Origin of the sequence: Acidovorax sp. sic0104 (assembly GCF_019219095.1) — a bacterium.
Lineage (GTDB): Bacteria > Pseudomonadota > Gammaproteobacteria > Burkholderiales > Burkholderiaceae_C > Acidovorax.
On the sequence record NZ_JAHUWH010000003.1, the window covers coordinates 360,000 to 372,344 of the forward strand.

Consider the following 12,345-nt stretch of genomic DNA (forward strand, 5'->3'; position numbering starts at 1 on the left):
AATTGTCTTACACGCGCAGGATCCGCTCGCCGCGGCCGATGCCGCTGGCGCCAGTGCGCACGGTTTCCAGGATGGCCGTGCGGTCGATGGCCTGCAGGAAGGCATCGTTCTTGGACTGGTCGCCGGTGAGCTCGATGGTGTAGCTCTTCTCGGTCACGTCAATGATGCGGCCTCGGAAGATGTCGGCCATGCGCTTCATCTCCTCGCGCTCCTTGCCCACAGCGCGCACCTTCACCATCATGAGCTCGCGCTCGGTGTAGGCGCCTTCGGTGAGGTCGACCACCTTGACCACCTCGATGAGGCGGTTCAGGTGCTTGGTGATCTGCTCGATCACATCGTCGGAGCCGGTGGTCTGGATGGTCATGCGCGAGAGCGATGCATCCTCGGTGGGCGCCACGGTGAGCGATTCGATGTTGTATCCACGGGCGGAAAACAGACCGACCACGCGCGACAGCGCGCCGGGTTCGTTTTCCAGCAGAACGGCAATGATGTGCTTCATGATGAGAGATTCCTCTTTTCGCTGCCCTCCCCTGCGCACGGTAATGCGCAGGCTCGGCAGGCAATAGATTCGTCAAAAGGTTGAATGCTATCTATTCGATAGCTAATGGCGCTTGACGGACCAGCGCCGAAGGCCGATTACATGCTTAGAGGTCTTCCGACCCCAGCAACATCTCGGTGATGCCCTTGCCGGCCTGCACCATCGGGAACACGTTCTCGGTGGGGTCGGTGCGGAAGTCCAGGAACACAGTGCGATCCTTGAGCTTGCGCGCTTCACGCAGGGCAGGCTCCACGTCACGCGGGTGCTCGATCAGCAGGCCCACGTGGCCATAGGCCTCGGCCAGCTTCACGAAGTTGGGCAGCGCGTCCATGTAGCTGTGGCTGTAGCGGCCCGAGTACTCGATCTCCTGCCACTGGCGCACCATGCCCAGGTAGCGGTTGTTCAGCGAGCAGATCTTGATCGGCGTGTTGTACTGCAGGCAGGTCGACAGCTCCTGGATGTTCATCTGCACGGAGCCTTCGCCCGTGATGCAGAAGACCTCGGAATCCGGCTTGGCCAGCTTGATGCCCATGGCATAGGGAATGCCCACGCCCATGGTGCCCAGACCGCCGGAGTTGATCCAGCGGCGGGGTTCATCGAAGCGATAGTACTGCGCGGCCCACATCTGGTGCTGGCCCACATCGGATGTGATGTAGGTGTCAGCGTCCTTGGTCATGTTCCACAGCGTTTCAACCACGTACTGGGGCTTGATCACGTCGCCGCTGCCCATGCTGTACTTGAGGCAGTCGCGCTTGCGCCAGCCCTCGATCGTGTCCCACCAGGCCGCCAGCGCGCCTGCATCGGGCCGGGTGCTGCTCTCGCGGATCATGGAGATCAGCTCGGTGAGCACGTCCTTCACGTCGCCCACGATCGGAATGTCGACCTTCACCCGCTTGGAGATGCTCGACGGATCGATGTCCACATGGATGATCTTGCGGTCGTTCTGCGCGAAGTGCTTGGGGTTGCCGATCACGCGGTCGTCGAAGCGCGCGCCCACGGCCAGCAGCACGTCGCAGTTCTGCATCGCGTTGTTGGCTTCGATGGTGCCGTGCATGCCCAGCATGCCCAGGAACTTGCGGTCGCTGGCCGGATAGGCGCCCAGGCCCATCAGCGTGTTCGTGACAGGGTAGCCCAGCATGTCCACCAGCGTGCGCAGCTCGTTCGTGGCGTTGCCCAGCAGCACGCCGCCGCCGGTGTAGATGTAGGGACGCTTGGCTGCCAGCAGCAGTTGCAGCGCCTTGCGAATCTGGCCGCCGTGACCTTTGCGCACTGGGTTGTACGAGCGCATTTCCACACTCTGAGGGTAGCCGCTGTAGGGCACCTTCTTGAACGAGACGTCCTTGGGCACATCCACCACCACGGGGCCAGGGCGGCCGGTGCGGGCGATGTGGAATGCCTTCTTCATCGTCGCCGCCAGATCGCGGGCATCCTTGACAAGGAAGTTGTGCTTGACGATGGGGCGGGTGATGCCGACGGTGTCGCACTCCTGGAAGGCATCGAGCCCGATGGCGGGCGTGGGCACCTGGCCGGAGATGATCACCATGGGGATCGAATCCATGTACGCGGTGGCGATGCCGGTGACGGCGTTGGTCAGACCCGGGCCCGAGGTGACAAGTGCGACGCCGACTTCGCCGGTTGCCCGGGCATAGCCGTCGGCGGCATGCACTGCGGCCTGCTCGTGGCGCACCAGCACGTGCTGGATGGTGTCCTGCTTGTACAGCGCGTCGTAGATGTACAGCACCGCACCGCCAGGATAGCCCCAGATGTACTGGACGTTCTCGGCCTGGAGCGATTTGATGAGGATTTCGGCCCCCATGAGGTCCTGCGAGGCCGCAGCCAGGGAAACGGGGGACGTGTTGCCCTGCGAAGCAGCGGCAGCTGAGGACAGTTCAGCCTTGGAGATTTCCATGATCGATCAACCTTTGCGAATTTCTCTGACGAAAAACCTTGGGTGCTCCTCGCACGCGCTCTTGTGAAGCCAGCTTGGAACTTGAGGCCAAGGACATGGGCGGGATGATTGCCGCGCCGGACCGTGACCCGTTTGCCTTTTGAATTGCAGCGGCGATTATCGCACTGCAACACATGTAAAACCGAAGTGCGCCAAAAAAATCACCTGCCGGTGCGATAATCGGGGGCTTACCGGGCCGGATAACCACATTTTTGTGGAGACTTCGGTACCACATCCTCCCGGACCGACCTGTCTTGGCCACTGAACAAGAACTCTCCGATTTCCTCAAAAGCGTAGAAAAGCGCGCCTTCAAGCGCTCGGTCTACCACGTGCGCAATGAGGAAGCGGCTCTTGATATCGTGCAGGACAGCATGCTCAAGCTGGCGGAGCACTACGGCGACAAGCCGGCCGCAGAGCTGCCGATGCTCTATCAGCGCATCCTCTCCAACTGCACCCTCGACTGGTTTCGCCGCCAGAAGACCCGCAATGCACTGTTTTCGAGCATGAGCGACTTCGAGGGACCCGGCGAAGATGGCATGGATTTTGATCTGCTTGAGGCGTACTCGGGGCCGGACGACAGCCAGCAGGCCGAGAGTGCCGAAGACCTGACCCGCCGCGCCCAGGTCTTTCGCGAAATCGAAGCGGAAATCGCCGAATTGCCACCACGTCAACGGGAAGCATTCCTGATGCGTTACTGGGAAGAAATGGATGTAGCAGAAACGGCAGCCGCCATGGGTTGCTCGGAAGGCAGTGTCAAAACGCACTGCTTTCGTGCCATACAAACCCTGAGCAAGGCATTGAAAGCCAAAGGAATCGAGCTATGAACACTGTACGGACTCCATCGCCAGAGGCACTGGCCGCAGCAGACGGCTTCGCTCAACGGGTTACCGCGCGGCTTTCCAGCGGCACGGCGGAACTCCCCTACGACATCTCCGAACGCCTGCGAGCATCGCGCGTGCAGGCATTGGCCAAGCGCAAGAAGGCCGTCGCGCCCGCGCGCATCGCGACGGCGGTGTCGCTGGACGCCAGCGGTACCGCCACCCTGGGCCGGGGTGGCAACGAACGCGGCGGCTGGTGGAATGCCCTCGTGTCCGCGGTGCCATTGACGGCATTGGTGATCGGATTGGTGATGATCAACATCGCCCAGGATGAAAGCAGCGCGAACGATGTGGCTGAAGTGGACGCCGCCCTCTTGACCGATGATCTTCCGCCGGCAGCGTACGCCGACCCAGGCTTCGTACAATTTCTCAAGACCTCTTCGCAGACGAACTGAGCCCCTCGATACCGCCAACACCGTAGTGCATGCACCCAAGCCCATCTGACGCTTCCCCCGCCCTGCCAGCCTTTGTGCTGGCTTTGGCGCTCTTGGGCGTGCTTGCCGCGGTGGGTGGCCAGGTGCTGGGGCAGATGCGCATGGTGCCGGGCACCGTGCTCTCGGCTGGTGCAGAGGCGGCTGTCGCCAGCCCCAACAACGCGCGCTCGTCGTCCCCCTACGGTGCGTCCGCCCTGCCCCAGGCAGAGGCAGGCCCCGGCTGGGTCACCTTGACTACGCCCCAGAAACTGGCGCTGTACCCGCTGGCTGAGCGATGGGCCCTCATCAGCGAAGCCCAGAAGCGGCGCTGGCTGGCCCTTGCGGCCAACTTTTCCAGCCTGCCGGAGGACGAGCAGGCCAAGTTCCACGAGCGCATGACCGACTGGGCGAACCTGAGTGCGCAGCAACGCAATCAGGCGCGCCTGAACTATGCGGTGACCAACCGTCTGGCACCTGACGACAAGCGCGCGCAGTGGGAGGCCTACCAGGCGCTGTCCGAAGAGGAGCGCCGGGCGCTGGCGGCCCTTGCCTTCCCCAAACCCAAGGGCGCCGCCACGGCGCTTCGTCCCGTCTCGCCCAAGAAACTGGCACAGGTGCCGGCTGCAACCGCCGCCAACCCCGCCCGCCCGAACGCACCCAAGATTCCCCCGGTGACCGACCATTCGCCCCGCGCGGCGGCACCGGTGCCCTTCTCTATTACGCCCGCAGCCCCCAGCGCACCTTCGGCGCCGGCATCTGGCTCGAGCGCAGTGGAGACAGCGCCGGTGTCCGTGCCCGTCGCGGTGCCGGCCGCATTGCCTCCGCTGGGCAGCGGCCCGGCGGAACCCGCCCCTCCCGTCACGCCCGATAATTCAGGCTTGTACCCCCAATAATCGGGCCGCCCGCAGGGGCCGGCCTGCTTTCACCCGGATGACCGCCTCACCACCCGCCAGCGCTCCCCAGGCCGACACGGCCATCGCCGCCACCCGATCCCCCCTGCGCAACGTGACGCCCAACCTGTGGCGCCGCATGGCCTGCTGGCTGTACGAGGGCATGCTGATGTTCGGCGTGGTGTTCATTGCCGGCTATCTCTTTGGCACGCTGAGCCAGACGCGCAACGCCATGGACAACCGCCACGCACTGCAGGCATTCCTGTTCGTGGTGTTCGGCATCTACTTCACCTGGTTCTGGGCCAAGGGTCAGACGCTGGCCCAGAAGACGTGGCTCATCCGCGTGGTCGACAAGGCGGGCCGCCCCATCACACAGGCGCGCGCCCTGTTGCGGTATCTGCTCAGTTGGGTGTGGTTCCTGCCACCGTTGGCGGCCTACCTGTTTGGCGTGCCGGTGCTTGAGGTGCTGGTGCTTTTGGCTGGTTGGGTCGCGATCTGGGCCATCCTGAGCCGGTTCCATCCAGAGCGCCAGTTCTGGCACGACGCGCTGGCGGGCACGCGCCTGGTGCATTTCGAGCTTCCGAAAAAATAGCTGCTTGTGCCGCACTCGACGGCGCAAGCTGTCACGCGGCTGCGAGACAATGCGCGGATGTCCATGCAGCCGCCGTCGGAGTCCACCTCCCCAGTCAATCCGCAAAAAACCCGCTCCGGCCTGAATCGCATCTGGCACGCCGCCGGCTACTCGCTCGAAGGCCTGCGCGCCGGCTGGGGCGAGAAAGCCTTCCGCCAGGAGGCCATCGCCGCGGCCGTGCTGCTGCCGCTGTCGCTGTGGCTCGGGCGCAGCTGGGTGGAGGTGGCGCTGCTTGCGGGCTCCGTGCTGATCGTCATGATCGTCGAGTTGCTCAACACGGGCATCGAGACCGCCATCGACCGCATCGGCCCCGAGTGGCACGACCTGTCCAAGCGCGCCAAGGACATGGGCAGCGCAGCGGTCCTCCTGGCCCTGCTCCTGTGCGTTGGCATCTGGGCTGCGGCCCTTTTCCAGAGGTTTTTCAATGTCTGAATCCGCTGCTGCTTCCGTTGCCTTCTCCGTCTGTGTCTACTGCGGTTCGCGCCCCGGCGAGAACCCCGCCTTCGCCGATGCCGCCAAGGCCGTTGGCAGCTGGATTGGCCGCCATGGCGGCCAGCTCGTGTATGGCGGGGGCCGCAGCGGACTCATGGGCACGGTGGCAGAGGCCACGCGGCTGGCAGGCGGCCGCGTGGTGGGCGTGATTCCACAGGCCCTGGTGGACAAGGAACTGGCCAACCGCCTGTGCGACGAACTGCACATCGTGCAGACCATGCATGAGCGCAAGGCAATGATGGCCGAGCGCAGCGACGCATTCATCGCGCTGCCCGGCGGCATCGGCACTTTCGAGGAACTGTTCGAGGTGTGGACCTGGCGCCAATTGGGCTACCACGACAAGCCGCTGGGCCTGCTCAACGTGGCGGGCTACTACGACGCACTGATGGGCTTTCTGAACCACAGCGTGGCCAGCGGCTTCATGGGCGAATGGCAGATGGGCCTGCTGCACGCCAATATCGACGCGCCAGCCCTATTGCAGACACTGGTCGAACAAGCCGGCACCAATGCCCGCCAGATCCCGCTGCGTTCGGTGATCTGACAGCGACGGCGGCAAAAACTGGCACCGCCGAGGCCAGTGCCACCGTGGAACTGGCTCTGCCAGGCCACCGGTGGCGTCCCCCTCTGGGGGAAGGCGCGTAGCGCCTCAGGGGGAGGAAATTACACAGCCGCGTCGTCCAGATCGCCCGTACGGATGCGCACCACCCGCTCCACCGCAGTCACGAAGATCTTGCCGTCTCCGATCTTGCCCGTGCGCGCCACGTTGACGATGGCATCCACGCAGCGGTCCACGTCCTCGGACTTGACCACCACCTCGACCTTCACCTTGGGCAGGAAATCCACCACGTACTCCGCGCCGCGGTACAGCTCGGTGTGGCCCTTCTGGCGGCCGAAGCCCTTCACCTCGGTCACGGTAAGGCCGGTCACGCCGCATTCAGCCAGGGCTTCGCGGACTTCTTCGAGCTTGAAGGGCTTGATGACGGCGGTGATCATTTTCATGGCGGGTCTCCTGAAGGGATATAAAAAAATAGGGGCGAAGGCACAGCGCCAAGAAAGCGCTACGCCCTGAATTTGCTGGTGATAGGGTAACGCCAGTCCTTGCCGAAGCTGCGGCGTGTCACCCTTATCCCCACGGGCGCCTGGCGGCGCTTGTACTCGTTGAGCTTGATCAGGCGCGTCACGCGCTCCACATCGGCGCGCGCAAAGCCGCTGGCGATGATGGATTCGATGGGCTCGTCGTTCTCCATGTAGCGCGCCACGATGGCATCGAGCACCTCGTACGGCGGCAGACTGTCCTGGTCCTTCTGATCCGGCCGCAACTCGGCGCTGGGCGGGCGGGTGATGATGCGCTCGGGGATCGGGTTGGCGCCCGTGCGATAGGGGTCGTTGGCATTGCGCCAGCGCGCCAGGTCAAATACCCGCGTCTTGGCGACGTCCTTGATCACTGCAAACCCGCCCGCCATGTCGCCGTACAGCGTGCAGTAGCCGGTGGACATCTCGCTCTTGTTGCCGGTGGTGAGCACGATGGAGCCGAACTTGTTGGACAGGGCCATGAGCAGCGTACCGCGGATGCGCGCCTGCAGGTTCTCCTCGGTGGTGTCTTCGGGCAGGCCGGCAAAGTCGGTGGCCAGCGCGGCCTTGAAGGCCTCGAACTGCGGCTTGATGGAGATCTCGTCGTAGCGCACGCCCATGCGGGTGGCCATGTCGCGCGCATCGATCCAGCTGATGTCGGCCGTGTAGGGCGACGGCATCATCACCGTGCGCACCTTGCCGGCGCCCAGCGCATCCACGGCAATCGCCAGCACCAGGGCCGAGTCGATGCCGCCCGACAGCCCCAGCAGCGCGCCCGGAAACCCGTTCTTGCCCACGTAGTCGCGCACGCCCAGCACCAGGGCGTCCCACAGGTCGGCCTCCAGGCTTTTTTCGGGAGCAATGTCCGCTTCAATTTTGATAGCTGACTGCGCTTGATGGACGCGCACAAACACCAGTTTTTCCTCAAAACCCGGGCCCCGCCCCGCCACCGAGCCGTCTGCATTCAGCGCGAACGAGCGGCCTTCGAACACCACCTCGTCCTGCCCGCCCACCAAGTGGGCATAGACCAGGGGCAGGCCGGTTTCAGCCACGCGCTCGCGCATGGTGGCCTCGCGCTCGGCGCTCTTGCCCAGATGAAAGGGCGACGCGTTGATGACCACCAGCAATTGCGCACCGGCCGCGGCTGCATCGCGCGCGGGGGCGGGGAACCAGGCGTCCTCGCAAACCAGCACGCCCAACCGAACGCCTTCTACCTCGAACACGCAGGTCTGCGTGCCGGCGACAAAGTAGCGGCGCTCATCAAACACCTGGTAGTTGGGCAATTCGCGCTTGGCGTAGGTCTGCTCGATGCGCCCATCCCGCACCACGCTGGCCGCGTTGCGGCAGGCGCTGAAGGCCGGCGCGTCGGACGCCACGGCCTGTGGGTGGCCCAGCACGATGGCCAGGCCCTTCAACCCTGCGGTCTCGCGGGCCACGGTTTTCACGGCATCATCACAGGCCGCGATGAAGGCAGGGCGCAGGAACAGGTCTTCGGCCGCATAGCCGCAGATGGCCAGCTCGGGCGTGAGCAACAGCCGCGCCCCCTGGGCGTAGGCCTCGCGCGCAGCGGCAATGATCTTCTGCGCATTCCCGGGCATGTCGCCCACGACAAAGTTGAGCTGCGCAGTGCAAATGGAGAGCGTCATGGAACTGGAGTCGGCCCTTTTATCGGCCCTTTTGGCCGGGTTGGATACCGCCCATGCAGCCCCGGGCTGCGGCGGGCAACACGGGAGAGTGCATGGCTGAGGAAGCTGCCATTATCGCCCGCGTCATTGCGTCTCCGCTCGACGTGGACGCCGCCGCCTGGAATGGGCTGCTGGCATGCCAGAGCCACCCCACCCCGTTTCTGCGGCACGAATACCTGGCCGCGCTGCACGAAAGCGGCAGCGCCACGCCCCGCACCGGCTGGGCGCCGCGCTTCATGACGCTGTGGGAGGACGACATCCTGGTGGCCGCCTGCCCGCTGTACCTCAAGAACCACTCGTACGGCGAATACGTCTTCGACTGGGCCTGGGCCAGCGCCTACGAACAGCACGGCGTGCCCTACTACCCCAAGGCGGTCATTGCCGTGCCCTTCACGCCCGTACCGGGTGCCCGCCTGCTGGCACGCGACGAGGCGACGCGGGCACTGCTGCTGCAGGCCGTGTGTCAGTGGTGCGAAGAGGAAAACGTGTCGTCCGTGCACATGCTCTTTGCCAGCGACGACGACATCGCGGCCGGCACGCAGCAGGAGCTGATGTTGCGCCGCACGGTGCAGTTCCACTGGACGAACGAAGCCCCACGCACTCTGGACGTGGACACAGGCACAGACACAGGCAGCCAGGCGCGGCGCTACACCAGCTTCGACGACTTCCTGTCCACCCTGGCGCAGGACAAGCGCAAGAAGATCCGCCAGGAGCGCCGCCGCGTGGCCGATGCCGGCGTGCGCTTTCGCTGGTCGCGCGGCACCGGCATCAGCGAAGCCGATTGGGATTTTTTCTACCGCTGCTACGAACGCACCTACCTGGAGCACGGCAACCCGCCTTACCTCACGCGCGACTTCTTCGCCCGCATGGCCGCGCACCTGCCGCAGGCGTGGCTGCTGTTCATCGCCGAGCGCGACGGGCGCCCAATTGCTAGCAGTTTGATAGCAATCAGCGTAGATGCATCAATAGCCAGTGCGCCAAAAGACTTGAAAAATGCATCACCACTCGCGGCCTATGGCCGCTACTGGGGCGCCCTGGAGCGTGTGGACTGCCTGCACTTCGAGGCCTGCTACTACCAGCCGCTGCAGTGGTGCATTGAACACGGCGTGCAGCGTTTTGAAGGCGGCGCTCAGGGCGAGCACAAGATGGCCCGCGCGCTGCTGCCGGTGCAGGCCACCAGCGCGCACTGGCTTGCGCACCCCGCTTTCGCCGACGCCGTGGAGCGCTTTCTGGCCCGCGAGAGCGAGGGCGTGCAGCACTACCTGGACGAGCTGCAGGAACGCAGTCCGTTCAGGAAAACCGGCCCCCTCACCCCCACCGGAGCCTGAGCGGTCAGGCTCCCCGCCGAAGCCGTCGATGGGGCCAACGCCAGCAGCCCGCGACCGGCCCCTTCAAAAACTCTCCCAGTCATCCTCTGCGCCAGCCGGTACGGGCTGGGGCGCGGCGGCCTTGGTCTTGCTCGCGGCGATGGCAGGCACCCGAGCCTCGGTGGGTGCCGACTTGGCCTTGGTCAGCCCTGCGGAGACGGGCCGTACGGCCGATGCAGGACGTGCCACAGGCCGGGCTGCCACGGCCGGCGCCTTCGGCGGCGCGGCCACCGGGGCGGACACGTTCGCCCCGTGCGACGGATCGGAGGCGAGCTTGAACACGGCCACCGCGCCCACCAATGCCTGCGCCTGGTGGCTCAGGCTACCCGCAGCGGCGGCCATTTCCTCGACCAGCGCCGCGTTCTGCTGTGTGACCTGGTCCATCTGCGTCACCGCCTCGCCCACCTGCGACACGCCCGCGCTTTGCTCGCTGCTGGCCGCGCTGATCTCGCCCATGATGTCCGTCACGCGGCGGATCGACGACACCACCTCCGTCATCGTCACGCCTGCCTTGTCCACCAGCATCGAGCCCTGCTCCACCCGCTCCACACTCGCGTTGATCAGCGCCTTGATCTCCTTGGCCGCCTCTGCGCTGCGCCCGGCCAGGCTGCGCACCTCGCCGGCGACCACCGCAAAGCCCCGGCCCTGCTCGCCCGCACGCGCCGCCTCCACCGCCGCATTGAGCGCCAGGATGTTCGTCTGGAACGCTATCCCGTCGATCACGCTGATGATGTCCGCAATCTTCTTGCTGCTGTCGTTGATGCCCTTCATGGTCTCCACCACTTCGGCCACCACCTCGCCCCCCTGACCCGCCACCGTCGAAGCGCTCACCGCCAGTTGATTGGCCTGTCGCGCGTTGTCGGCGTTTTGCTTCACCGTGGAGCTGAGCTCTTCCATCGACGCGGCCGTCTCCTGCAGCGCGCTGGCCTGCTGCTCCGTGCGGATCGACAGGTCATTGTTCCCCGAGGCGATCTCCGCGCTGGCCGATGCCACGCCCTGCGCGTTGCCCCGCACGCCCGAAACGACATGCGCCAGGTTGTCGCGCATGGCCGTCAGGCCGCCGAGCAACTGTGCGATCTCATCCTTGCCGTGGGCCCTGATCGGCACTGTGAGGTCACCCTGCGCCACTGAGTCGGTGATCTGCACCGCGTTGTCCAAAGAGCGCGAGATCTGCCGGATCATCGCGCCACCCATCAGCACTGCCAGAAGGATACCCAACACCACAGCCGTGAGCGACATCGCGCGGACTGTCTTGAAACTGGCATCCGCGTTGTCGTACTCGGCCTTCGCGCGATCGAGCTGCACGTCCATGAGCTTGCCCAGCACATCCTGCAGCGGATCCATGGCCGGATACATCTCCTTGGCCGCATAGGCCGTGAGCGCGGCGATGTCCCCCGAGCGCAAATGCCCATTGAGCACATCGACCGCCGACTCGGCTCTGGCTTGCAGGGGTTTGAACTTCTCGACCAGTTGCACTTCCTCAGGCACCAGTTGCGTGGCCAGGTAGGCCTTCCAGTTCGACTCGATGGCCTTGCGCGCATCGGCCACCGACTGCAGTCCCTGCGCGGGAGTCATGGCGCCATCGCGCACTTTGTGCGCGGTATCGACCACGTTGACGGCGTACATGTCCGCCACCTGCTTGATCTGTTTGAGGGGCACCACCCGATCGTCGTACACCGACTTGAGCCCGGCGTTGGACTGCCCCATGCCGAACAGCCCCGCCGCGCCCACCAGCAGCACCAGCAGGCACAGCGCCGCGAGCAAGCCGGCAAGGCGCGTGGATATCTTGAATTGGCTCATGGCAAAGCTCCTGAAGTGGGGGTATGGGGAAAAGCCGATCAACCGCGCTGGATCACCGCGCTCCGCCGGGGGCGGGCGAGGTGCAGCAGCAGTTCAGGAAAAGGAAAGGCATGGGCCATGCCAGGCAAGACGGGCGCGAGCGGAAGGGAGGGCATCCATCCAAGTCACAGCCACGAACCATGAGAGAACTCCTGGCGAAATACCGACGCATGCAAGGGAAAACAGACCATCGCGCCGGAGCCCATGCTGCATGCACGGGGGCTTATCGCTGAGGCTGTTGCCTCTCAGCATACCGAATTTAGTTACGTTTGAAAACAATTACAGCTGTCCAGCTGCTCGCTTTTCAAGCGCTGAATCGGGGTTGACAGCGCGCATCGCCCCCGCGGAGAAGGCGTGCCTCAACAAACTCTTGCCGCACGATTTTGCTTCTAACTTGATAGCAATATCCGTCCATCCTGCCAGCGGCTACAGCCATTCTGGGTTGCATTCCCGGAAATCCGCCCCTCCTCAGAAGCTCTCCCAGTCATCGTCCCCGCCCGCTGCCGGCGCAGGTGCCCGCGCCGGTGCTGCCGCCGGCCTCGGTCCTGCTTTGGGCGCCAGCCTGGGCGCTGGCAGGCTGGCTGCAGGCGCCT

General features: G+C 64.9%; 12 protein-coding genes. 7 read left to right on the plus strand and 5 right to left on the minus strand.

The window, feature by feature from the left end; genetic code table 11:
• Nucleotides 1–7: 7 nt before the first annotated feature.
• Nucleotides 8–499 (minus strand): acetolactate synthase small subunit, encoded by a 492-nt coding sequence (ilvN, locus tag KW835_RS08145; protein WP_015013659.1) that lies wholly within the window; start codon nucleotides 497–499, stop codon nucleotides 8–10.
• 145 nt (nucleotides 500–644) lie between these two features.
• Nucleotides 645–2,447 carry an acetolactate synthase 3 catalytic subunit gene (locus KW835_RS08150; RefSeq protein ID WP_218381839.1) on the minus strand — a complete coding sequence of 601 codons (1,803 nt, stop codon included), beginning with the start codon at nucleotides 2,445–2,447 and terminating at the stop codon, nucleotides 645–647.
• Between the two features lie 293 nt (nucleotides 2,448–2,740).
• Between KW835_RS08150 and KW835_RS08155 the strand changes: the two genes are divergently transcribed.
• The 6 genes from KW835_RS08155 to KW835_RS08180 are packed head-to-tail and all read left to right on the plus strand — an operon-like array spanning nucleotide 2,741 to nucleotide 6,331.
• Entirely contained in the window at nucleotides 2,741–3,310 is a 570-nt protein-coding gene (locus KW835_RS08155; RefSeq protein ID WP_218381840.1) for an RNA polymerase sigma factor, read from the plus strand.
• Complete coding sequence (locus KW835_RS08160; protein WP_218381841.1) at nucleotides 3,307–3,759, plus strand: DUF3619 family protein; 453 nt, start codon at nucleotides 3,307–3,309, stop codon at nucleotides 3,757–3,759. The genes KW835_RS08155 and KW835_RS08160 overlap by 4 nt, the downstream gene beginning before the upstream one ends.
• Nucleotides 3,760–3,788: 29 nt before the next feature.
• On the plus strand, nucleotides 3,789–4,670 hold the full coding sequence (locus tag KW835_RS08165) for a DUF3106 domain-containing protein (RefSeq protein WP_218381842.1): 882 nt from the start codon (nucleotides 3,789–3,791) through the stop codon (nucleotides 4,668–4,670).
• 37 nt (nucleotides 4,671–4,707) lie between these two features.
• Nucleotides 4,708–5,259 carry an RDD family protein gene (locus KW835_RS08170; protein ID WP_218381843.1) on the plus strand — a complete coding sequence of 184 codons (552 nt, stop codon included), beginning with the start codon at nucleotides 4,708–4,710 and terminating at the stop codon, nucleotides 5,257–5,259.
• Between the two features lie 57 nt (nucleotides 5,260–5,316).
• Nucleotides 5,317–5,730 (plus strand): diacylglycerol kinase, encoded by a 414-nt coding sequence (locus KW835_RS08175; RefSeq protein WP_370633599.1) that lies wholly within the window; start codon nucleotides 5,317–5,319, stop codon nucleotides 5,728–5,730.
• Nucleotides 5,723–6,331: a TIGR00730 family Rossman fold protein gene (locus tag KW835_RS08180; RefSeq protein WP_218381844.1), complete on the plus strand. Its 609-nt coding sequence runs from the start codon at nucleotides 5,723–5,725 to the stop codon at nucleotides 6,329–6,331. Before KW835_RS08175 ends, KW835_RS08180 begins: the two co-directional genes overlap by 8 nt.
• A 119-nt stretch (nucleotides 6,332–6,450) precedes the next feature.
• Here KW835_RS08180 and KW835_RS08185 read toward each other — a convergent pair whose 3' ends face one another.
• The gene (locus KW835_RS08185) at nucleotides 6,451–6,789 is read right to left on the minus strand and encodes a P-II family nitrogen regulator (RefSeq protein WP_124514797.1); all 339 of its coding nucleotides are present in this window, start codon (nucleotides 6,787–6,789) and stop codon (nucleotides 6,451–6,453) included.
• Nucleotides 6,790–6,848: 59 nt separating this feature from the next.
• Nucleotides 6,849–8,507, minus strand: a complete 1,659-nt coding sequence (locus tag KW835_RS08190) for an NAD+ synthase (RefSeq protein ID WP_218381845.1) — start codon at nucleotides 8,505–8,507, stop codon at nucleotides 6,849–6,851.
• Nucleotides 8,508–8,599: 92 nt separating this feature from the next.
• On the opposite strand from KW835_RS08190, the gene KW835_RS08195 reads away from it, so the two are divergent.
• Complete coding sequence (locus tag KW835_RS08195; protein WP_218381846.1) at nucleotides 8,600–9,874, plus strand: GNAT family N-acetyltransferase; 1,275 nt, start codon at nucleotides 8,600–8,602, stop codon at nucleotides 9,872–9,874.
• A 63-nt stretch (nucleotides 9,875–9,937) separates the two neighbouring features.
• Here KW835_RS08195 and KW835_RS08200 read toward each other — a convergent pair whose 3' ends face one another.
• Nucleotides 9,938–11,713 carry a methyl-accepting chemotaxis protein gene (locus tag KW835_RS08200; protein ID WP_218381847.1) on the minus strand — a complete coding sequence of 592 codons (1,776 nt, stop codon included), beginning with the start codon at nucleotides 11,711–11,713 and terminating at the stop codon, nucleotides 9,938–9,940.
• Nucleotides 11,714–12,345: the final 632 nt, after the last annotated feature.

Bases quoted from the DNA above. Each gene is read 5' to 3' on its own strand.
- KW835_RS08160 (WP_218381841.1), top strand. From the start codon at position 3,307: ATGAACACTGTACGGACTCCATCGCCAGAGGCACTGGCCGCAGCAGAC.
- KW835_RS08185 (WP_124514797.1), bottom strand. From the start codon at position 6,789: ATGAAAATGATCACCGCCGTCATCAAGCCCTTCAAGCTCGAAGAAGTC.
- KW835_RS08200 (WP_218381847.1), bottom strand. From the start codon at position 11,713: ATGAGCCAATTCAAGATATCCACGCGCCTTGCCGGCTTGCTCGCGGCG.
- KW835_RS08190 (WP_218381845.1), bottom strand. From the start codon at position 8,507: ATGACGCTCTCCATTTGCACTGCGCAGCTCAACTTTGTCGTGGGCGAC.
- KW835_RS08150 (WP_218381839.1), bottom strand. From the start codon at position 2,447: ATGGAAATCTCCAAGGCTGAACTGTCCTCAGCTGCCGCTGCTTCGCAG.
- ilvN (WP_015013659.1), bottom strand. From the start codon at position 499: ATGAAGCACATCATTGCCGTTCTGCTGGAAAACGAACCCGGCGCGCTG.
- KW835_RS08195 (WP_218381846.1), top strand. From the start codon at position 8,600: ATGGCTGAGGAAGCTGCCATTATCGCCCGCGTCATTGCGTCTCCGCTC.
- KW835_RS08170 (WP_218381843.1), top strand. From the start codon at position 4,708: ATGACCGCCTCACCACCCGCCAGCGCTCCCCAGGCCGACACGGCCATC.
- KW835_RS08165 (WP_218381842.1), top strand. From the start codon at position 3,789: ATGCACCCAAGCCCATCTGACGCTTCCCCCGCCCTGCCAGCCTTTGTG.
- KW835_RS08175 (WP_370633599.1), top strand. From the start codon at position 5,317: ATGTCCATGCAGCCGCCGTCGGAGTCCACCTCCCCAGTCAATCCGCAA.
- KW835_RS08180 (WP_218381844.1), top strand. From the start codon at position 5,723: ATGTCTGAATCCGCTGCTGCTTCCGTTGCCTTCTCCGTCTGTGTCTAC.